This window comes from Flavobacterium sp. C3NV (assembly GCF_046825355.2).
Taxonomy (GTDB): Bacteria; Bacteroidota; Bacteroidia; order Flavobacteriales; family Flavobacteriaceae; genus Flavobacterium.
Map to the genome: position 1 here is coordinate 97,587 of NZ_JBKQBJ020000016.1, position 19,156 is coordinate 116,742.

19 protein-coding genes are annotated in these 19,156 nt (G+C 34.4%); 13 read left to right on the forward strand and 6 right to left on the reverse strand.

Annotated elements, in window-relative coordinates; translation table 11 throughout:
* The 8 genes from ACIDC4_RS19955 to ACIDC4_RS19990 all read left to right on the forward strand — a co-directional run bounded on the left by ACIDC4_RS19955 (position 1) and on the right by ACIDC4_RS19990 (position 6,908).
* Positions 1-1,005 carry a TQO small subunit DoxD gene (locus ACIDC4_RS19955; protein ID WP_412044238.1) on the forward strand — a complete coding sequence of 335 codons (1,005 nt, stop codon included), beginning with the start codon at positions 1-3 and terminating at the stop codon, positions 1,003-1,005.
* Positions 1,006-1,255: 250 nt separating this feature from the next.
* A complete protein-coding gene (locus ACIDC4_RS19960; RefSeq protein WP_412044239.1) occupies positions 1,256-2,383 on the forward strand; it encodes an NAD(P)/FAD-dependent oxidoreductase in 1,128 nt (375 codons plus the stop codon).
* Positions 2,384-3,097: a methyltransferase domain-containing protein gene (locus tag ACIDC4_RS19965; RefSeq protein ID WP_412044240.1), complete on the forward strand. Its 714-nt coding sequence runs from the start codon at positions 2,384-2,386 to the stop codon at positions 3,095-3,097.
* On the forward strand, positions 3,094-4,146 hold the full coding sequence (locus ACIDC4_RS19970; RefSeq protein ID WP_412044241.1) for a type III polyketide synthase: 1,053 nt from the start codon (positions 3,094-3,096) through the stop codon (positions 4,144-4,146). Before ACIDC4_RS19965 ends, ACIDC4_RS19970 begins: the two co-directional genes overlap by 4 nt.
* Before the next feature lie 294 nt (positions 4,147-4,440).
* Positions 4,441-4,878: a 3-hydroxyacyl-ACP dehydratase FabZ family protein gene (locus tag ACIDC4_RS19975; RefSeq protein ID WP_412044242.1), complete on the forward strand. Its 438-nt coding sequence runs from the start codon at positions 4,441-4,443 to the stop codon at positions 4,876-4,878.
* Positions 4,875-6,149 carry a beta-ketoacyl-[acyl-carrier-protein] synthase family protein gene (locus ACIDC4_RS19980; RefSeq protein ID WP_412044243.1) on the forward strand — a complete coding sequence of 425 codons (1,275 nt, stop codon included), beginning with the start codon at positions 4,875-4,877 and terminating at the stop codon, positions 6,147-6,149. Before ACIDC4_RS19975 ends, ACIDC4_RS19980 begins: the two co-directional genes overlap by 4 nt.
* Position 6,150: 1 nt before the next feature.
* Positions 6,151-6,405: an acyl carrier protein gene (locus ACIDC4_RS19985; protein WP_412044244.1), complete on the forward strand. Its 255-nt coding sequence runs from the start codon at positions 6,151-6,153 to the stop codon at positions 6,403-6,405.
* Entirely contained in the window at positions 6,402-6,908 is a 507-nt protein-coding gene (locus tag ACIDC4_RS19990; RefSeq protein WP_412044245.1) for a 4'-phosphopantetheinyl transferase family protein, read from the forward strand. Before ACIDC4_RS19985 ends, ACIDC4_RS19990 begins: the two co-directional genes overlap by 4 nt.
* Positions 6,909-6,925: 17 nt before the next feature.
* On the opposite strand, the gene ACIDC4_RS19995 is transcribed toward ACIDC4_RS19990, so the two are convergent.
* A complete protein-coding gene (locus tag ACIDC4_RS19995) occupies positions 6,926-7,672 on the reverse strand; it encodes an IclR family transcriptional regulator (RefSeq protein ID WP_412044246.1) in 747 nt (248 codons plus the stop codon).
* Positions 7,673-7,743: 71 nt separating this feature from the next.
* Between ACIDC4_RS19995 and ACIDC4_RS20000 the strand changes: the two genes are divergently transcribed.
* The 3 genes from ACIDC4_RS20000 (at position 7,744) to ACIDC4_RS20010 (ending at position 10,367) form a co-directional block, all read left to right on the forward strand.
* Positions 7,744-8,694, forward strand: coding sequence for an aldo/keto reductase (locus ACIDC4_RS20000; RefSeq protein ID WP_412044247.1), 951 nt, complete (start codon positions 7,744-7,746; stop codon positions 8,692-8,694).
* A gap of 358 nt (positions 8,695-9,052) precedes the next feature.
* Positions 9,053-9,469 (forward strand): OsmC family protein, encoded by a 417-nt coding sequence (locus tag ACIDC4_RS20005; protein WP_412044248.1) that lies wholly within the window; start codon positions 9,053-9,055, stop codon positions 9,467-9,469.
* A gap of 109 nt (positions 9,470-9,578) precedes the next feature.
* Complete coding sequence (locus ACIDC4_RS20010; protein WP_412044249.1) at positions 9,579-10,367, forward strand: alpha/beta hydrolase; 789 nt, start codon at positions 9,579-9,581, stop codon at positions 10,365-10,367.
* Positions 10,368-10,535: 168 nt separating this feature from the next.
* On the opposite strand, the gene ACIDC4_RS20015 is transcribed toward ACIDC4_RS20010, so the two are convergent.
* The gene (locus tag ACIDC4_RS20015) at positions 10,536-11,525 is read right to left on the reverse strand and encodes a hydrogen peroxide-inducible genes activator (RefSeq protein ID WP_412044250.1); all 990 of its coding nucleotides are present in this window, start codon (positions 11,523-11,525) and stop codon (positions 10,536-10,538) included.
* A gap of 145 nt (positions 11,526-11,670) precedes the next feature.
* Positions 11,671-12,489, reverse strand: a complete 819-nt coding sequence (locus ACIDC4_RS20020; RefSeq protein WP_412044251.1) for an alpha/beta hydrolase — start codon at positions 12,487-12,489, stop codon at positions 11,671-11,673.
* Between the two features lie 256 nt (positions 12,490-12,745).
* Between ACIDC4_RS20020 and ACIDC4_RS20025 the strand changes: the two genes are divergently transcribed.
* Positions 12,746-13,180: an META domain-containing protein gene (locus ACIDC4_RS20025; RefSeq protein WP_412044252.1), complete on the forward strand. Its 435-nt coding sequence runs from the start codon at positions 12,746-12,748 to the stop codon at positions 13,178-13,180.
* A gap of 169 nt (positions 13,181-13,349) precedes the next feature.
* On the opposite strand, the gene ACIDC4_RS20030 is transcribed toward ACIDC4_RS20025, so the two are convergent.
* Positions 13,350-15,689, reverse strand: coding sequence for a TonB-dependent siderophore receptor (locus tag ACIDC4_RS20030; protein ID WP_412044253.1), 2,340 nt, complete (start codon positions 15,687-15,689; stop codon positions 13,350-13,352).
* Positions 15,690-16,133: 444 nt separating this feature from the next.
* Between ACIDC4_RS20030 and ACIDC4_RS20035 the strand changes: the two genes are divergently transcribed.
* Positions 16,134-17,258 carry a PepSY-associated TM helix domain-containing protein gene (locus ACIDC4_RS20035; RefSeq protein WP_412044254.1) on the forward strand — a complete coding sequence of 375 codons (1,125 nt, stop codon included), beginning with the start codon at positions 16,134-16,136 and terminating at the stop codon, positions 17,256-17,258.
* A 42-nt stretch (positions 17,259-17,300) separates the two neighbouring features.
* Here ACIDC4_RS20035 and ACIDC4_RS20040 read toward each other — a convergent pair whose 3' ends face one another.
* Positions 17,301-18,515, reverse strand: coding sequence for an MFS transporter (locus ACIDC4_RS20040; protein ID WP_412044255.1), 1,215 nt, complete (start codon positions 18,513-18,515; stop codon positions 17,301-17,303).
* 59 nt (positions 18,516-18,574) lie between these two features.
* The gene (locus ACIDC4_RS20045; RefSeq protein WP_412044256.1) at positions 18,575-19,156 is read right to left on the reverse strand and encodes a TetR/AcrR family transcriptional regulator; all 582 of its coding nucleotides are present in this window, start codon (positions 19,154-19,156) and stop codon (positions 18,575-18,577) included.

Below are 19,156 nucleotides of genomic sequence, written 5' to 3' on the forward strand. Positions count from 1 at the left end.
ATGCAACATCAAAAAACTTTTGACGTGAACTCTCTTGTTCCGTTAGCTTTGCGTTTAGTCGTAGGCTGGACTTATTTCTCGGCCTTTTGGAGGCGACTTATCCTCGAAAACAAATTAATTCCCGAAGAAGCCGGATATATAGGCGAAAAATTCAACCATTTTTTACCCAATGCCTTGGGAATAAAACCTGTTATAGAATACCTCGTTACACATCCTGATGCTTTATGGATTAATATGGTCGCTTTTACAATTATCGAAGGAATTGTTGGTTTAGCTCTAATAGTGGGTCTTTTTACACGATTGATGAGTATTGGTGTTTTCCTGTTGGCTTTAGGGATTTTATTAGCTTCGGGCTGGATTGGGACTACTTGTCTGGACGAATGGCAAATTGGAATTTTAGGATTAGCATCAGGATTTACCTTGTTTTTAACCGGAAGCAATTATCTTTCTGTTGACGGTTATTTTATAACCAAAAAATCAGCTTTTACCCAAACAAAATGGTTTCGATTATTGGGTTCCGGCGAGCTAAATCTGGGTTCTCATAAACCGTTACTTTTAGTTGTAGCTTTTTCTATTTTTGGACTTACTTTGTTTACCAACCAATATTTTCACGGCGGGGTTTACGGAACGCTTCATAACAAATCGGTAAAGCCAAAGCTTGAAATCAGCAATTTAAGAATTGATCGTAGCGAAGTAAGTTTCGATGTTTTTCGTGTAGAAGGAGTTGATGTTTATGGTTCGTTTCTAATTGGTATCTCACTTAAAAACGAATCGGGAAAACACCTTTTACAATTAGACGGAAATGATTTAGCCCAACTATCTCCTCAAACAATATCCAATTATTATGTAGCCAAAATAAAGCCTGGTAAACATAGTTTGGTGATTCCGTTGGGATCGAAAGCAAAAATCCGAATTCCGATAGATAATAAATGGGATTTTCAAAAAAGTGCTTACACCCTGACCTTAACAGATATTAGTGGTGCCACCTGGACTGCAGGTTTGTAATTTAGCGAAAGCGGGAAAATCTAAACTTCCCGCTTTTTTGTTTTTATATCGTTATGACAACTAAAAATTCGAGATAATAAAGCTGTAATTTTATAAGGAAGAAATAAAATTATGTAATTAAACAATTAACAAGTTCTTGATCTTTGTAGTAAACAATTGTGTCCGAACCAGATTTATCGTTGCAAATTTTAAGCAATTTTACTATAAAAATGTATTAAATATTTGAGATATAATAGCTAAATTGCTTAGTATGAAAACAAATTCAGATGTAGTTATTATTGGAGGCGGTCTTGCCGGTTTGGCGAGCGCTTTACATCTGTCTCAAAAAGGATTAAAAGTAACATTAATAGAAAAATCCAGCTATCCGCGTCATAAAGTATGTGGCGAATATGTCTCGAATGAGATCTTACCATATCTTCATTGGCTTAGAGCCGATATTTCAAAGTTACATCCTACTACTATCAATAAATTTGAGTTTACCACACGTAAAGGAAAAACAGCTTCGGCAAATCTTCCATTAGGTGGTTTTGGTATCAGCAGGTATCAGTTGGATAACTTTTTATATCAAAAAGCAGTCACAAATGGCTGCAATATTATAAAAAAAATGGTTACCGATATTTCTTTCGAAAATGATCTCTTTACGATTACCACTGCCAATCAGGTTGTATCAGCAAAAATAGTATTGGGCGCTTTTGGCAAACGTTCGAATATCGATCAGGTGTTATCGCGTGATTTCTTTGTAAAAAAGTCTCCGTGGTTAGCCGTAAAAGCGCATTATTACGGAAATTTCCCTAATGATGTCGTGGCACTTCACAATTTTAAAGGTGGTTATTGCGGCGTTTCGAAAGTAGAAAATGACATTATCAATATTTGCTATCTGGCCGATTATGCGACCTTTAAACAATATAAAAATATCGAAGAATACCAGCAGAATGTATTGTATAAAAACAAACATCTGAAAGCTGTATTCGAAAACAGTACACTTCTTTTTGATAAACCTCTTACCATAAGTCAGATCTCTTTTGATAAAAAGCTCCCCGTAGAAAACCATATTTTAATGATTGGTGATACGGCCGGGCTTATTCATCCTTTATGTGGCAACGGAATGGCAATGGCCATACACAGCGCCAAAATCGCATCAGAATTAGTCTTAGATTATTATTCTGAAAAAATAAAGTCGAGAGAAGAATTAGAAAAAAGCTATACAAAACAATGGAAAAAACATTTTGGTAAACGCTTATTCATAGGAAGGCTTTTGGCTAAGGTTTTAAGAAACAAAACCATTACCAATACCCTCGTTGCCATTACAGTAGCGTTACCTGCCCTACTACCCGCAATAATTAAACAAACGCACGGCAAACCAATAGCAATTGATTAAATGACCATAAATACTAAATACAGAACACAGGAAACAGAGATAATGGATGATTTTTTTCTGGAAGGAAAAGAATTGCAGGAAGCGTTGGATAAAATTGCCAGTATTAACAGGTTATTGGGCGGTAATAAACTCACGCTACACGGACTGAAAATATTACTAAAAAAATCGGATCCTGCTAAAACAATAACAATTGCAGATATAGGCTGCGGTAACGGAGATATGCTGCGTATGCTGGCGAAATACGGCCAGAAAAACAACCTGAATCTTAAACTTATTGGTATAGATGCAAATGCTTTTACTATAAAATATGCCAAAGAATTATCAACTGAATACTCTAATATTGACTATTTATGTGTCGATATTTTCAGCAAAGATTTTAATGCTATTCAGTATGATATTGTTTTATGTACCCTTACCCTGCACCACTTTGACAACGACCAAATATTAAATATAATGACTACCTTTAATAACAATGCCAACATTGGAATTGTTATTAACGATTTGCACCGCAGTAAATTAGCTTATCGTCTTTTTGAAAAGGTTTGCGCTGTTTTCAAATTAAATAAGATGTCACGCGAAGATGGACTTGTCTCTATATTAAGGGGATTTAAGAAAAAGGAACTGGAGAATTTCTCTAAAAAACTGAATTTAAAAAACTATACCATAAACTGGAAATGGGCTTTTCGTTACCAATGGATAATTGCAAAAAAATGAGTGTAAAAATTATATCAGTTGCCAAGCAACTACCCAAATATTCACGAGCAACAGCAGACATACTTCCGTTTTTGGATGTGTGGCTGCAGGATCAGGACGAACGTTTCATCAAAAAAGTAAAAAAGATTTTTGAAGGTGCAGCTGTAGACAAACGCTACTCGATCATGGATCCCGAAGAAGTTTTTACAGCCACATCATTTGAAGATAAAAATGATATTTACAGCCGTGAAGTGATTATTCTGGGCGAACAAGTATTAGAAAAAGCGCTTAACAAAGCAGGTTGGGATCCGCAAACGCTGGATTACATTATTACAGTAAGTTGTACAGGGATAATGATTCCGTCTCTGGATGCTTATCTCATTAATAAAATGAAACTAAAACAGGATATCATAAGGCTTCCGGTAACTGAAATGGGCTGTGCAGCCGGAATATCAGGTATTATATATGCCAAAAACTTCCTGAAAGCCAATCCGGGGAAACGTGCTGCGGTTATAGCGGTAGAATCTCCAACGGCGACTTTTCAGTTGAATGATTTTTCGATGCCTAATATAGTTAGTGCTGCCATTTTTGGCGATGGAGCTGCCTGTTGTTTATTGTCATCTTACGAAGAAGATTACGGCCCTGAAATACTAAATGAAGAAATGTATCATTTTTATGATGCCGAACATATGATGGGTTTTAAACTGACTAATTCAGGTTTGCAAATGGTATTGGATATCGAAGTTCCGGATACGATTTCTTCTCATTTTGGAGATATCATTCATCCGTTTCTGAAAAAAAACAATTTAGAAATCAAAGATATCGATCATATGATTTTTCATCCGGGAGGAAAAAAAATAGTCAATACCGTAGAAGCTCTCTTCTCGGGATTAGGCAAAAATATCGACGCTACTAAAGAAGTCCTGAAACAATACGGTAATATGTCAAGCGCAACAGTTTTATATGTTTTAGAACAAATTATGGATGAAAAACCAAAAACGGGAGAAAAAGGATTAATGCTGAGTTTTGGCCCCGGATTTTCGGCACAGCGTGTTTTGTTGCAGTGGTAATAGTAACGAATTTGATTATTGTTATATAAAATTAGACGCGGATTTTACTGATTCGCAAGGCGAAAACGCAGATTAAAACGGATTTTTGCTGATATTAAAAAAAATCCGTTTTAATCCGCGTCTTTACGAAGTAAATCCGCTTTATCCGCGTTCAAATTATACACATATTAAATATGATTTTAAAACATTGGATTTTACTAACATTTAAACAATCCGGTTTCATCCGTGTCTTTACGAAGTAAATCCGTTTTATCCGCGTTCCATTAGACATCAAATTATTAAACGAAACAAATTATGACTTTAGAAAATATTTTAGCAAAGTTGCCTTATAGTAAACCTTTTCATTTTGTAGATGAGCTATTACATGTAGATGAAAACAGTATTACCGGAACGTATACTTATAGTGAAGATCTTGATTTTTATAAAGGTCATTTTAGTGGAAATCCGGTGACTCCAGGTGTTATTTTAACCGAAACAATGGCGCAAATAGGTATGGTTTGCCTGGGGATTTATTTATTAAAGGATACCTTCAATAAAGATACAGTAGTTGCTTTTACTTCAGCAGATATGCATTTTTTAAAACCTGTGTATCCAAACGAGAAAGTAACCGTTACATCGCAAAAAATATTTTTCAGGTTTGGAAAACTTAAGTGTGATGTAATTATGACAAACGAAGCCGGACAAGAAGTTTGCAAAGGTGTCTTATCCGGAATGATCACAACAAAATTATGAGCAAAAGAATTGTAATAACAGGCTTAGGCGTAGCAGCTCCAAACGGGGTTGGGATTCCTGCGTTTACCCATTCACTGAGAAATAGTATTTCGGGAATTCGTCATGATGCGCAATTACAGGAATTGCAATTTTCTTGTCAGATTGCAGGTCAGCCACCAATTTCAGACGAATTAAAATTAGAGTATTTTACAGAATTAGAGCTCCGCGGTTTTAATAGTACAGGAATTTTATACGGTGTAATTGCTGGAATAGAAGCCTGGAAAAATGCCGGATTATCAATCGAAAACAATGAAGAACCGGATTGGAACAGCGGAACCATTTTTGGATCAGGAACATCAGGTATCGATAAATTTCGCGAAAGCATTTATAAAATAGACGAATTACAAGTTCGACGATTGGGAAGCACCGTTGTAGCTCAAACCATGAATAGCGGTATTAGCGCTTATCTTGGTGGCAAACTTGGTTTAGGTAATCAGGTTACCACAAATTCATCTGCCTGTGCGACAGGAACCGAAGCTATCATGATGGCCTACGACCGTATACAAGCCGGACAGGCAAAACGCATATTAGCAGGAAGTACCGGCGATAGCGGACCGTATATCTGGGCAGGTTTTGATGCTCTTAGGGTTTGCAGTTCTAAATATAATGATACGCCCAAACAAGGTTCCAGACCTATGAGTGCCAGCGCAGCAGGATTTGTTCCCGGAAGCGGTGCCGGAGCTTTAGTAATCGAAGATCTTGAAAGTGCCTTAGAACGAGGCGCCACCATTTACGCCGAAATATTAGGAGGAAATGTAAACTCCGGCGGACAACGCGGTAACGGCAGTATGACCGCTCCTAACAGCACAGCGGTTCAGCGATGTATTACTGATGCAATACAAAATGCAGGAATTTCTGCAACTGATATTGATGCTATAAACGGTCATCTTACCGCCACTACAAAAGACAGTCTCGAAATTGATAACTGGACTAAAGCATTAGATCGAAAGGGAACTAACTTTCCGTATATCAATTCCTTGAAAAGTATGACCGGACATTGCCTGAGCGCCGCCGGAAGTATCGAAAGTGTTGCTACGGTACTCCAGCTTCATGAAGGTTTTTTATTTGGAAATACTAATTGCAAAGATCTTCATCCTGAAATTACGGCCTTGATTGATGCTTCAAAAGTACCTTTAAAAACAATCGATAAAAATCTGAATATAATTGCTAAAGCCAGTTTTGGTTTTGGTGATGTAAATGCCTGTATAATCTTTAAAAAATTTGAAAACTAATATGAATAAAGAAGAACTTATTGCCAAGCTAAAATTGATCATTAAGCCTTACACAACCAATATCGAAGCTTATGACAACCTTACCGAAGACACTGATTTTATTAATGATTTGAATATAAATTCGGCAAACTTGGTAGACATTATTCTGGATATCGAAGAAGCATTTGATGTCGTGATTGATAATACTGATATGGAACGAATGCTCGATGTAAAAACTTCGGTCGAAATTATAGCTGAAAAGCTCGCTGCGAAATGATTGGTAATGATGTTATAGATATGATGCAATCCCGAAAGGAAAGCAACTGGCAACGTAAAGGTTTTGTCGAAAAGCTCTTTACTGCTTCTGAACAATTGCTAATATCTAAGACATCAGATCCTGAAATGATCGTATGGCTGCTTTGGAGTATGAAAGAAGCAGCCTATAAAATATATAACCGTCAAACCAAAATAAGGAAATATATTCCTCACAAACTGGCGTGTACTATCATCTCAAAAAATGAACATCACGTTACGGGAATAGTAAATTGTCCGGACTATACCTATTATACAAAAACTACAATCTCTAAAGATAGTTTACATACCGTTGCTGTTATGCATGCAAAGCATTTGGATCATGTTATTGAAATTGAAAAGAAAAACATTATTAAAGATGAAAACGGAATACCTTTCCTAACTACATTATCATCAAATGTTCTGAAAGATGTTTCGATAAGTCATCACGGGCGTTTTCAAAAAGTGGTTATTATTAATCATAAATAAAAGAGAAATTTCTACTTTTAAATTGTCAGTTTGCTATCGTATTTTCCATGTTCCTTAATCAGGGATTCCATTATACGTAAGGATTCTATAAATTGTGGTTCCTTAAATCTAAACGAAGGGCCCGAAACGCAAAGTACTGCAATTGGTTTATTCTTGTAAAATATAGGCATTGCCACACAATTCAAATCAGGATCATAGGCCTGAACATCCAAAGCATAACCCGCTTTTATTATGGTTTTAATTTCGGTTTCAATTGTGGCTGCCATTTCTGGAGTATATTGCTTACTTAAATTGGTTTGTAAATGGGCTGAAAAAGCAAGAAATGATTTTCCTATAGCCGTAGTTGCCATTTCGTACTCTTTACCGGTATTAAGCGTGATTTTTACTGCCCTGTTGGGTTCGCATTTAAGTTCATGTCTGTAATAAGATCCCATTTGTACCGCGAGATAAGAAGATTCATTGGTAAGTTGGGTTATTTTTTCTAAAATAGGCCGTAACTCACTTTTGAGCTCATTCACAGATAATAAAGGAGCATACAAACACTCCAGTTTTGATGTTATTCTATATCTCGGACTTACTTCATCTTGCTCTAAATAGCCCAGTTGTTTAAGACTGTCTAAAAAACTATGCACAGAATTTTTCTTTAAATCCAAAGCCTTAGCTACGTCGTTAAGTCTCACGAAATTACCGCTTGAAGCAATATATTCTAAAATTTGAAATGTTTTTTTGACCGACTGATTCATAAGTTCATATATAATGAACAAATTTACATTTTTTATTATTTACAAATACAAAAGTTCATTAAACAATTACTTTTGATTAAAATTTAAAAATTATGATACAAAATAAAAAATTAGGCAATTCTAGTATTGAAATTGCGCCACTGGTATTTGGAACCAATGTATTTGGCTGGACTACCGACCAAAAAATGACAGCAAATTTGTTAGATCAATTTACAGATGCAGGATTCAATACCTTAGATACGGCAGATGTTTACTCAAAATGGGTAGAAGGTCACGAAGGTGGAGAATCGGAATTGGCTATTGGAAAATGGCTGAAAGAATCCGGTAAAAGAGATAAAATTATTCTGGCTACAAAAGTAGGTGCCGAATTCTCTGAAACTAAAAAAGGATTAAGTAAAAAGTATATTATTCAGGCTGCCGAAGATTCATTAAAACGCCTTCAAACCGATTATATAGATTTGTATCAATCTCATTATGATGATCTTTCTACTCCTATCGAAGAAACTCTCGAGGCTTACGACAGTCTTATCAAAGCAGGAAAAGTAAGGATAATTGGCGCTTCAAACTTTACGCCTGAACGTTTACAGGAATCGCTTACAATTAGCAAGAACAATAATCTTCCTGCTTATCAAACTTTTCAACCTGAATATAATTTATATGATCGTCATGATTTTGAAGATAATATAAAACCAATTACTGCAAAAAATAATTTAAGTGTTATCAGCTATTTTTCTTTGGCAAGTGGTTTCTTAAGCGGAAAATATCGTGAACAAAGCGATCTAAAAGACAGTAAAAGAGGTGCATTTGTAGAGAAATATTTAAACGAAAAAGGATTTAGAATTCTAAAAGCACTTGATACTGTAACCGCAAAACATCATTCTGTTCCGGGAACAATTGCATTGGCGTGGGTAATGCATCAACCTGAAATTGCAGCACCAATAGTAAGCGCAACAAATCCAGAGCAACTAAAAGAGTTAATCAATGCAACTACAATACAGTTGGATACTGAAGATCTTGCTTTGCTAAATACCGCAAGTTTGTAATTTAGATCAAACAATTAATGAACAACAGACTTATACTCTTGTAGACAAATCTGATATTTATTTAATTTTTAAGGGATATTAAATACTTAAGTGTAAAACATTTAAATATTTAATGTCCTTTTTTCATTTGTATTATTTATTCTCTGCTTCTTATAAATATCCCAAAAAGCAATGATTTCAGGTCTTTGGCTCAGGATTAGTGGCACACAGATTTCAAAAAACCCTATCATTATAAATTAATTTTATAATGGTAAAAAATTATTAATTTGATTAATAATAACTATCGCTATAAATTTGTCTCATCAAAATCAAACAAACGATTTGAATCATTAAATAAATAACTATAAAAATTAAGATCATGAAATTTACAAGAAGAGCAAACGCAAACTGGAAAGGTACAGGAATGGAAGGAAAAGGTACTATTAGCACTCAAAGTACCACTTTAGATAATGCCCAATTATCTTTTAAAACCCGTTTTGAAGAAGGTGTAGGAACCAATCCTGAAGAATTAATCGCAGCGGCACATTCTGGCTGTTTTACCATGCAGTTAAGCTTTTTACTTTCTGAAGCAGGATTTATTCCGGAAGATTTAAGCACAGAAGCAAAAGTAACTTTTGAAGACGGAACAATCACTTTGATCCAATTAATCCTTAACGGAAAAGTTCCGGGAATTACAGAAGAAGATTTTCAGAAAGCAGCACAAAAAGCAAAAGAAATTTGTCCTATCTCAAAATTATTAAATACTGAAATTACTTTATCAGTAACATTAAACTAAATACTTTATGTCAACCTGAGCGGGGCGCTTCGACTTCGCTCAGCCTGACACAACAATTAAAACAACAAAACAATAATTTAAAAAACATACAATTTAAAAACATACAATTATGAAAACAATAGCATTAAAAGAACAATTGAATCGTTATTTCATGTTCGCAGTACTTATTTTTAGTTTCTTATTTGCAACAGCAAATTCTAATGCGCAAGCTACAGATCCGCAAATTAAAAACGTTGTATTAGTACACGGTGCATTCGCTGATGGTTCTGGCTGGAAAGGTTTATATCAGGTATTAACTAAAAAAGGATATAACGTTACCATCGTTCAAAACCCTTTAAGCTCTCTTGAAGATGATGTAAGAGTAACTAATTTAGCCCTGGACAAACAAGATGGACCAACAATTTTGGTAGGACATTCCTGGGGTGGTACTGTAATTACAGAAGCCGGAAATCATCCAAAAGTAGCGGCTTTGGTTTATGTAGCAGCTTTACAGCCTGATAACGGAGAAACTTCTGTGCAATGGTTAATGACGGCTCCTCCAGCTCCTGAAAATGGTGTTTTAAGCCCAGATGACAAAGGAGTGGTTTATTATGATAAAGCTAAATTTCATGCTGGTTTTGCTGGTGATATCAGCAAGGAAGACGCTGATTTTATGTATGCTTCTCAAGGCGCATTCTACGCAAAAGGATTTGGAACTCCGATCACAAAAGCAGCCTGGAGAAATAAACCTTCGTACGGAATCGTAGCAACTGAAGACAAAAGTATATCTCCTGAAATAGAACGCGCCATGTACAAACGTTCGAATACAAAAATTACAGAAATAAAAGGAAGCCACGTAGTGTTTATTTCGCAACCAGAGGCTGTAGCAAAAGTTATAATTGCTGCTTCTAAAAAATAAATTAAAAATAAATTCCAAATTTTTTAAATTCCAAATTCCAATTGGCTTGCCTTCAAGTTGGAATTTGGATTTTTTTTATTTGGAGTTTCTCTTTAAAATTGGAATTTTGGAGCTTTTTATTGGAGTTTCTATTTCCAGTTTGGAATTTAAAAAATTTGGAATTTATTTTTAAGCTTTAGAATGTGATTTTATATAATCACTAACTGATTTGGCAAAATAAGGTGAATCATTCCAGCGTATTTTTCGATACGCAAAATCTTTTTTGAGGGAATCCGGAAGACAATTCCAGATCGCTTCGTTCATTTTTTCGAGCAATAGTTTTTTCGAAAAGGAATCAGAAACCACCAAACTAATTTCTCTTACCGGCTTAGGTTCTTTAAAAGGTTTAAAAAGTCCCGAATTATTTTCGTTCAAAATAGAAAGTTCCGGTATAATGGCAAATCCTAATTGGGCACGAACCAGATTTTTTAAGGTTTCGATTGAACTTATATCATACGTAAACTGCTCTTTTAATTTTCCCGGAGATTTGATTCCGCAGATATCCAGCAATTGTGCGTTATAGCAAAATTCACTATGAAGCAATAATAATTCTGTTTTATCACCCGGCTGAAGTTCATAAAACTCATTATTCGCCATTGGGTGATGCTCGTTTAAATAAGCTACAAAAGGCTCTTTAAAAATAGGATGTTCGATTAAATTAGGGTTTCCGGTTGGCGTTGCCATCAAAACCACATCTAGCGATCCGGTTTCCAATTCTTTCATCAATTGTCCCGTATTGGCTTCTCTTATAATAAAATGCACTTTGGGAGTTGCCTCTTTCATGGCCTTTATAAACAACGGAATCAAATAAGGAGATAAAGTCGAAATTACTCCTACTCTAACTTCTCCCTCTAATAAGTTTTTTTCGTTTACCACAAAATCCCTGATTTCATCGGCTTCGCGAAGTATTTTCTTTGCTTTGTTTATAATCTCAATTCCAAGTGTTGTAGGTGTTAACGGAACTTTATTTCGATCGAAAATTTTAATACCTATTTCTTCTTCGAGATTTTTTAACTGAATCGTAAGTCCGGGCTGTGTAACCATACAAACTTCGGCAGCTCGTGCAAAATGACGTTCTTCATCTAATGCTACTATATATTTTAATTGCTGTATCGTCATGATTATAAAATTATTTTATAAAGATAGCAAAATATACTTTCTGCTTATATCATAAAAAAACAGGCAAAAGAAAAATTTCTTTGGCCTGTTTTCTTCCCTTCGCTCTTTAATAAATTCGCTTTCTGTTTTTGATATTTTAGATTTCTTACTTTTCAGTATTAAAATAATTTTCAAACAAAGCCAATTGGTTGTCCAAAGATTTGTTCCAATACTTTGGGTCATGTCCACCCGGAGATTCAATGTAAAGATGTTCTATTTTTTCATTCGTCAAAAGCTGATGAAAATCGCGGTTCATATCAATCATCTGCGTATCTTCTGTACCACAATCAACAATATAAAACTGATTTGCCTGCGCCATTTTTTTGGTTTTATCAAACGTAAAATACTCTTTGGATAAACTTCTAAAATCTCCCAAAACTTTATCTACCTGATAATTATGAAAATTTTCTCCAAAACGATTAAAATCCAGTGCGCCACAAGAACTGCCAACAATACCAAAAGTATCTGAATAAAAAATTCCAATATTTAATGCACCATATCCTCCCATACTCCAACCCAGAATTCCCCTCGACTTACGATCCTTTATAGTAGGATAATTAGCATCGATATAATCAACTAATTCTTTCCCTATAAAAGTTTGATATTGTGATGATTTATCTACCGGACTATCTACATACCAACTATTAAAATTACCATCGGCTAATACATAAATCATGTTGTATTTTTGAGATTTACCTACAAGATCCGGAATATCTTGTTTGTAAGTTCGATCAGGATTTCCGCTATAACCATGAAGTATATAAATGGTTTTATAGGTTTTTCCTTTTATCAGTTTTGGAGTAATAATAACTGTTTCAATCTCTTTATTCATTTTTTTACTGAATACTTTTTTATGAATAATTTGTTGTGCCGAAACAGATAGCGATATTACTAAAAGTGCCAGAGTGGTAAATAATGTTTTCATCTTTTTTGTTTTTAATGATGAGACAAAATTCAGCTATAAAAAATGCAAAAACATTTACATGTGTTGAGAAATTAAAACTTTATTTCTGTATGTGTACGAGCAAATCGACATCTCAATAACTTATTAAACCTTAATAATCTAACCCGTTAATTCTCTCAATTTTCGGTTGTTTCAAGGTTTAAAACTAAAAATAAGTCAGATTTATGGCCTGAATTTTGATTAAAATCTTTAAATTTATGTTTTAAAATCTTATTTTATGAAAAATTACGTACTAGTATTCGTCGCTATTTTAGCATTATCTTTTAATTCTTGTACTTCAATGAAAGACACTTCAAAAACTGCCGATCTCTATAATACAACTTGGGAACTTGAGTATATTTCCGGCCCACGCATCGCTTTTGAAGGTTTATTTCCGGATAAAAAACCGTTTATTAAATTTGATGAAGCTACTAAACAAGTTTCAGGAAATGCTGGTTGTAATGGTTACAGCGCTCCATTTACATTAAAAGGAAAATCACTTACTTTTGGTGAACAAGGTCCTGCTACTTTAATGTACTGTGAAGGTGGCGGAGAACAGGTGTTTACAAAAACGATCAAAAATATTGATAGTTATTCTATTGATAAAGATGGTAAACTGAATTTGATCATGAAGGATATCCCTATGATGAGATTTAAAAAAGTGACTAAATAATTTTTATTGCTTTACATAGAACAATTAATAAAAACAAAATCCCTCAGTTTTAAAACCTGAGGGATTTTTTTATGGATGATGTATGTTGTGCAGAAACATAAAAAAAGGTTCCTGACGAAAAAGACCGCCAGAAACCCTCAAATAAAAAAACAAAATAATAAGTTATCCTCTAAAACCTGAATGTTAGATTTACTAAAAAGTTTGCCGGAGGTTGTGGTGCTCCCCATGAACTCCAGTATTTTTTGTTCGAAAGGTTATTTATCTTAAGTCCCACTCTCCAGTTTGATTGCTCGTAAAATATAGTTTGATTATAAATCGTGTACGAAGGAATATAAAAAGTATTGGTAGTCGCCATATAACTTTTATCTACATAGTTTGCACCAACACCAATACCAAGACCTTTTAAAACGTTTTGAAATTTATACGAAGCCCAAAAGTTTACCACATCTTCAGGAGCATCTTGTGCTTTATTGCCTTCGATAGCTTTATTGGCTTCACTGGTCTTCACAATTCGATTATCATTATAAGCATATCCTGCTGTAATATCTAAACCGGGAAGCGGATTAGCAAGAAACTCAAATTCAACTCCTTTACTCACCTGTTTTCCATCTTGTTGGTACGTTAAATCAGCTTGGCGTATTAGCGCATTATCATTCGTGATTTTGTAATAACTTACTGTGGCACTTAATTTTTTATTAAACATTTCCGCTTTTATACCTCCCTCATATTGATTTGCATATAAAGGATCTAATATAAGCTGCTCGCCTCCCGGTTGTGTAACCGGAGCAAGATTCTGAAATCCGTTCATGTAATTTCCAAATACAGAAACCTGATCCTTCACAATCTGATATACTATTCCTAATTTTGGTGACAATGAGTTTTGACTATATCCAGGCACGGTTCCGCTTTCTTTTCGATCAAAATTATCCAAACGTAAACTTGCCATTGCATATAATCTGTCTGCAACACTTAATACGTAAGAGGCATATCCGCTAAAAGTGTATTCATCACGTCCCGCTCTTATCACCGGTGCCAGCAATACTTTATCAATCTCGCTTCTTCTAACCGGATTAAAATTAGTAGTTACATCAATGGTTCTAAACGGAGCCGCAGGAGTTGGTGTAGACGAAAATGTATCGGTATAATACCTGTAATTAACTCCCGCCAATATTTTATGTTTTAAAATTCCTGTCGAAAATTCACCATTAAAATTCTGCTGAATATTAGTATAATTACTCGAAATTGGTCCAAAAAGCGTTGCGCGCATAGTAGCCGTTGTAGGCGAAGTCCAGGTTGGTAAAACCTGATAACTATAATCTAAGTCTTCACTTACGTAAGAAAATAAAGTAGTCGATTTCCAACGATCATTTATCTGATATTCGGCCTGAACAAAAGCTTTAGACGAAGATGATTTTGCATCGACATCATCGTGAACCAGCGATTTTTTATAATTTAATTGTATATCGCCAGGATTCGTTATTCCTGATGCAACGGTTGCAGTTGGGTATAACGGTCTTGTATTATTTACTTTAAACAACTCTGCATCAACGCTAAAAGTAAGTTTTTCGCTTGCTTTAAAAATAATACTTGGCGTAAAAGAAAGTGTTTTATTAAAACCATAATCCAGGAAACTTTTTTCATTATTGACTTCGGCATTCAATCTAAAAAGTACATTTTTATCTTTCGTTAATGGAGTATTTAGATCTACTGTAAGTCGGTTTATACCAAAACTTCCAGCTGTATAGGATATTTCAGTAGCCGAAGTTTCAAAAGGTTTTTTGGTAACCAGATTGACAACACCACCAAACGAAGAAGCCGATGAACCAAATAAAGTTCCCGAAGGTCCTTTTAATACTTCTATTCGTTCAACATTTGCAATACCTACACTTGATCTTCCCGAAAGTGTTTCCATTCCGTTTCGGGAATTAATTCCTGTCGTAAAACCTCTAAATATAACCGCAAATCCACCTGATGGATAATTAAGGGGTACAACTCCGGGTGCGTTTCTAACCGCTCCGGCAGGGTCAATTACAATTTGTTCCTGAATCAATTCTTTGTGTATCACATTATAAACCTGAGGATTTTCTATATTTTTAAGAGGCATTCTCGCAACATATTGTGTTTTCTTAGAAAGAAGACTTTTTCTGTTATTGATTACCACCTCCTGTAATTCCTTGTTCGAAACCTTCAATTGCACATTAAGTGTCGTGGTTTCGTTATCTGCTACTACAATTTGCTGCTCTACAGTTTCGTAACCTGTTAAGGATATTTGCATTGTATATGAATTGCTTCTTATACGGCTGAGTTCAAAATTCCCCTCCTCATTGCTACTAATATTATATTTCGAATTCTTTAAAACAATATTTACTTCAGAAGCAGGCTTTCCATCAGAAGTAGTTATTTTCCCTTTAATTTTTCCGTGGCTTTGTTGTGCAACGGCGGCACATACAGTAAATAAAAAGCATATAATAAATAAAAACTTTGATGTTCTTACACTAAAATAGTTCATTGATTTTGAGTTTGGTTAATTTTGTTTTTATTTAGAATTAATAAAAACAGTGCAAAAATAGAAATTAATGACACTTTAACAAGTAGAATTTCTATTTATTATAAAGTATCTCACTTTTATACGAGGTATTCAACAGAAAATCAATCCGTTTCTCTATTTACCAAAGACAACTTTATATTATTTTGAAGGACTTTACTTGTCAGTAAAACGGATAAATTAACCCGTAAAATTCTATTTTTAAGGCTTTCTTTTTGATTAACTTATAATAGAAATCTGAATGTTTTATTTTAAATAAAAAAAGCAATTATTTTTTTGAAACATAGTGTATATTGAGTCTAAATAAGTATAAATTTGTGCGAGAATTTTAGAATCATTAAACAATTCTATACAACATTAACAAAATCTACGGATCACTTTATTTGACTGATCTGGAAAACAGCCTATATGAAGAAAGGATTTAAAAAAAATATTGGACTTTTGCACTTATGGTTGGGTCTAGGTTCTGGTTTAATTGTTTTTATTGCTGCATTAACAGGTAGTATTTTGGTTTTTGAAAAAGAAATTGACAAAGCTATACATCCGGAATATTATAATGTTACTACCGTTGGAACCACCAAAAAGACTATTGACTATTGTGCCGATATTCTTGAGAAACAATATTCGATAAAAAAAATTACCCGTATTTATACTTTTAGTGATCCTTCGCGTACCATGCAGGTTTTAGGAAAGGACTCTGATAAAAAAGCACAATTTTTTTCTATCGATCCTTACACCGGAAAAGTTCTGGCAACAACTCCTCAGGAAAAAAGATTTTTTGTTTTTGTGCTAAAAATACACAGACAATTATTACTGGGTGAAACGGGACAGATCATTATGGGAACTTCCTGTCTGATATTTGTCTTTATGCTTATTTCCGGATTAATTTTATGGTGGCCAAAGAAAATCAAAAACCTAAAACAAAGATTAACCGTAAAATGGAATGCTTCTTTCAAAAGAGTCAACTGGGATTTTCACTCCACTTTTGGTTTCTATAGCTTTTTAATTCTATTAATTATTGCTCTAACCGGATTAAACTTTGCTTTTAGCTGGTTTCAAAACGGAGTTTATTTCGTAGCTGATGGCACTACAAAAAAGTCTTCTGCAAAAGTAAAAAACCCAACGAAAATAGATCCTAAACTAAATCACACGGCCTTTTACCAAGGCATTTACAATAAGGCTGATAGTATTTTTCCTTACACAGGAAACATCCAAATCAGAATGCCGGTGGATACCATTAATAGTATTTTGGTCTTAAAAGAATATTCAGAAATAACCATTCCAAATCAATCCAGTGCCGCTTATTTTGACAAATATACCGCCAAAGAAATTGAGGCAAGACCTTATGAGAATTTTTCAAACGGAGATAAACTAAGACGTTTGAACTATCCTATTCATACCGGAAGTATTTATGGTTTACCAACTAAAATATTGGCATTTTTAGTCTCTCTTTTCGCTTTAACATTACCTATTACAGGATTATTAATCTGGTTGGGAAAAAAGAAGAAAGTTAAAAAAAATTCCAAATTCTAATGAGCGTTGGAATTTGGAATTTAATTTTTGGAATTTAATTTTTTAAGATTTAACAGGAGCAGCTGCCAAATTCTGTACTCTGTATCTGTTGAAAATCATGAAAACAATCACTACAATAAAGATTAGCGAAATATTAGCAAACCCTAATAACAACTGGCTTTTCACGGCATATAAATTGACAAATCCGTAACTGAATAAAGAGCTTAACATATAAGTTCCTCCGCCTGTAAGTCCGCTGGCTACTCCGGCATTTTTAGAAAAACGGCTTAGACAATAGCCGTAAATATTATTAAAAATAAATCCTCCACAAACGTTGATTCCCATTGTAAAACCTATTAGCGTATAAATATTGCTGGTAATAGAAGCCGTAGAAATCATTAATAATACCAAAATCACTTGTACCGTAACGGCAATAGTTACTTTTTTAGCCAAAGGTTTATGAATAAGCGATTTGGCAATAATACCGCCTGTCATCACCGCCAAACCCGATAGTAAAGAACTATAACCAGTTGTAATGGCCGAATATCCCAATACGCGTTCTACAATAAACGGACTGGATAAACTATACACGACAACAAGCCCGAAACAAATTGCGAGAATCAAAACGCCCAAAGTAAAATCGCCTGATCTTAGCATTCCGGAGTAGGTTTGTGCAATGGTTTTTAATTTAAAAGGATGAAAATATTTGAGAGATTCTCCGCTATACAAAAGTTCTAAAACCAAAAAAAGCAATGATAAACAGCCAAGGAAATAAAAGTTGGATCTCCAGCCAAAGCTACTTTCTAAATATCCTCCTAAAAACGGCGCCATAATAGGTGCACACGCCCAAATGATCGAAAATAAACTGATATAACTCTTTAGTTTTTCACCCGAATAAAGGTCGACGAAATAAGCTCGTTTGGCTATGACAATAAAAGCAATCGCGATTCCCTGAATGATTCGCATGGCATAAATCACATAAATATCAGGCACCAAAGCAATCACAAAACTGGTGGCTGAAAACACGGCAAGTGAAGCTATATTAATTTTAAAGCGTCCGAAACTGTCTAATATACTGCCTATAAAAATTTGGCTTACGCCGAGGCTAAACATAAAGAAAACTAACGAAAGCTGAATGGCTCCCGCAGAAACGTGCAAATCTTTTGCCATAGCAGGAAGTGAAGGCAAATAAATATCTGTGGCAAATCCGGATAACGGAATAAGGGATAAAGCTAATAAGGTACTAAAGCCCTTATGATTTTCTTTTAAAGTTCTCATTTTTTAAAATTAATTAGTTTTAAATTAGACCGATCGGTCTAAAAAAGTTCAAAAAAAAACTACAATACATAGTTTTCGAATTCGGTTTTAATGCTGTCCAGAATAATTTTCATTTGATCATCAGTTCCTAAAATTTTTCTACATAAAATAGCGCCTTCAATCATGGCAAAAACTTTTATGCTAAAATGTTCAGGATTGATTTCTGATGATAATTCATTGTTTTTTATTCCTTCTTCAGCAATAATAAAAAATCTATTTTGGGCAGAACGAATGGCTTTTTTTACCTGTTCTTTCATAGCAGGATTAGTATCGTCAGCTTCGACTCCAAAATTCAAAATCGGACAACCATCTGCGGTATTGATGTCATTGGCATAGACATCCAATAAATTAAACAGTTTCTCTTTGGCCGATTTTCCTTCAGCTACAGCTGTATTCAGTTTTGTAGACAATTGAGATCTTAGATACAAAAATGATTCCTTGCAAATCTCTTCTTTGTTCTCAAAATTTCCGTAAATACCGCCTTTAGCCAGTTTCGTAGCTTCCATAATATCGCTCAATGAAGTTCCTGCCATCCCCTTTTTGTTGATTATAGGAGCCGATGCTTCGATAATAAATTGTCTGGTTCTTTCTGCTTTACTCAT

Coding starts and splice junctions, on each gene's coding strand:
- ACIDC4_RS20030 (WP_412044253.1), bottom strand. CDS start 15,689: ATGAACTATTTTAGTGTAAGAACATCAAAGTTTTTATTTATTATATGC.
- ACIDC4_RS20005 (WP_412044248.1), top strand. CDS start 9,053: ATGAAATTTACAAGAAGAGCAAACGCAAACTGGAAAGGTACAGGAATG.
- ACIDC4_RS19980 (WP_412044243.1), top strand. CDS start 4,875: ATGAGCAAAAGAATTGTAATAACAGGCTTAGGCGTAGCAGCTCCAAAC.
- ACIDC4_RS20020 (WP_412044251.1), bottom strand. CDS start 12,489: ATGAAAACATTATTTACCACTCTGGCACTTTTAGTAATATCGCTATCT.
- ACIDC4_RS20010 (WP_412044249.1), top strand. CDS start 9,579: ATGAAAACAATAGCATTAAAAGAACAATTGAATCGTTATTTCATGTTC.
- ACIDC4_RS19990 (WP_412044245.1), top strand. CDS start 6,402: ATGATTGGTAATGATGTTATAGATATGATGCAATCCCGAAAGGAAAGC.
- ACIDC4_RS19975 (WP_412044242.1), top strand. CDS start 4,441: ATGACTTTAGAAAATATTTTAGCAAAGTTGCCTTATAGTAAACCTTTT.
- ACIDC4_RS20025 (WP_412044252.1), top strand. CDS start 12,746: ATGAAAAATTACGTACTAGTATTCGTCGCTATTTTAGCATTATCTTTT.
- ACIDC4_RS19955 (WP_412044238.1), top strand. CDS start 1: ATGCAACATCAAAAAACTTTTGACGTGAACTCTCTTGTTCCGTTAGCT.
- ACIDC4_RS20015 (WP_412044250.1), bottom strand. CDS start 11,525: ATGACGATACAGCAATTAAAATATATAGTAGCATTAGATGAAGAACGT.
- ACIDC4_RS20000 (WP_412044247.1), top strand. CDS start 7,744: ATGATACAAAATAAAAAATTAGGCAATTCTAGTATTGAAATTGCGCCA.
- ACIDC4_RS20040 (WP_412044255.1), bottom strand. CDS start 18,515: ATGAGAACTTTAAAAGAAAATCATAAGGGCTTTAGTACCTTATTAGCT.
- ACIDC4_RS19970 (WP_412044241.1), top strand. CDS start 3,094: ATGAGTGTAAAAATTATATCAGTTGCCAAGCAACTACCCAAATATTCA.
- ACIDC4_RS20035 (WP_412044254.1), top strand. CDS start 16,134: ATGAAGAAAGGATTTAAAAAAAATATTGGACTTTTGCACTTATGGTTG.
- ACIDC4_RS19965 (WP_412044240.1), top strand. CDS start 2,384: ATGACCATAAATACTAAATACAGAACACAGGAAACAGAGATAATGGAT.
- ACIDC4_RS19985 (WP_412044244.1), top strand. CDS start 6,151: ATGAATAAAGAAGAACTTATTGCCAAGCTAAAATTGATCATTAAGCCT.
- ACIDC4_RS19960 (WP_412044239.1), top strand. CDS start 1,256: ATGAAAACAAATTCAGATGTAGTTATTATTGGAGGCGGTCTTGCCGGT.
- ACIDC4_RS20045 (WP_412044256.1), bottom strand. CDS start 19,156: ATGAGTAAAGCAGAAAGAACCAGACAATTTATTATCGAAGCATCGGCT.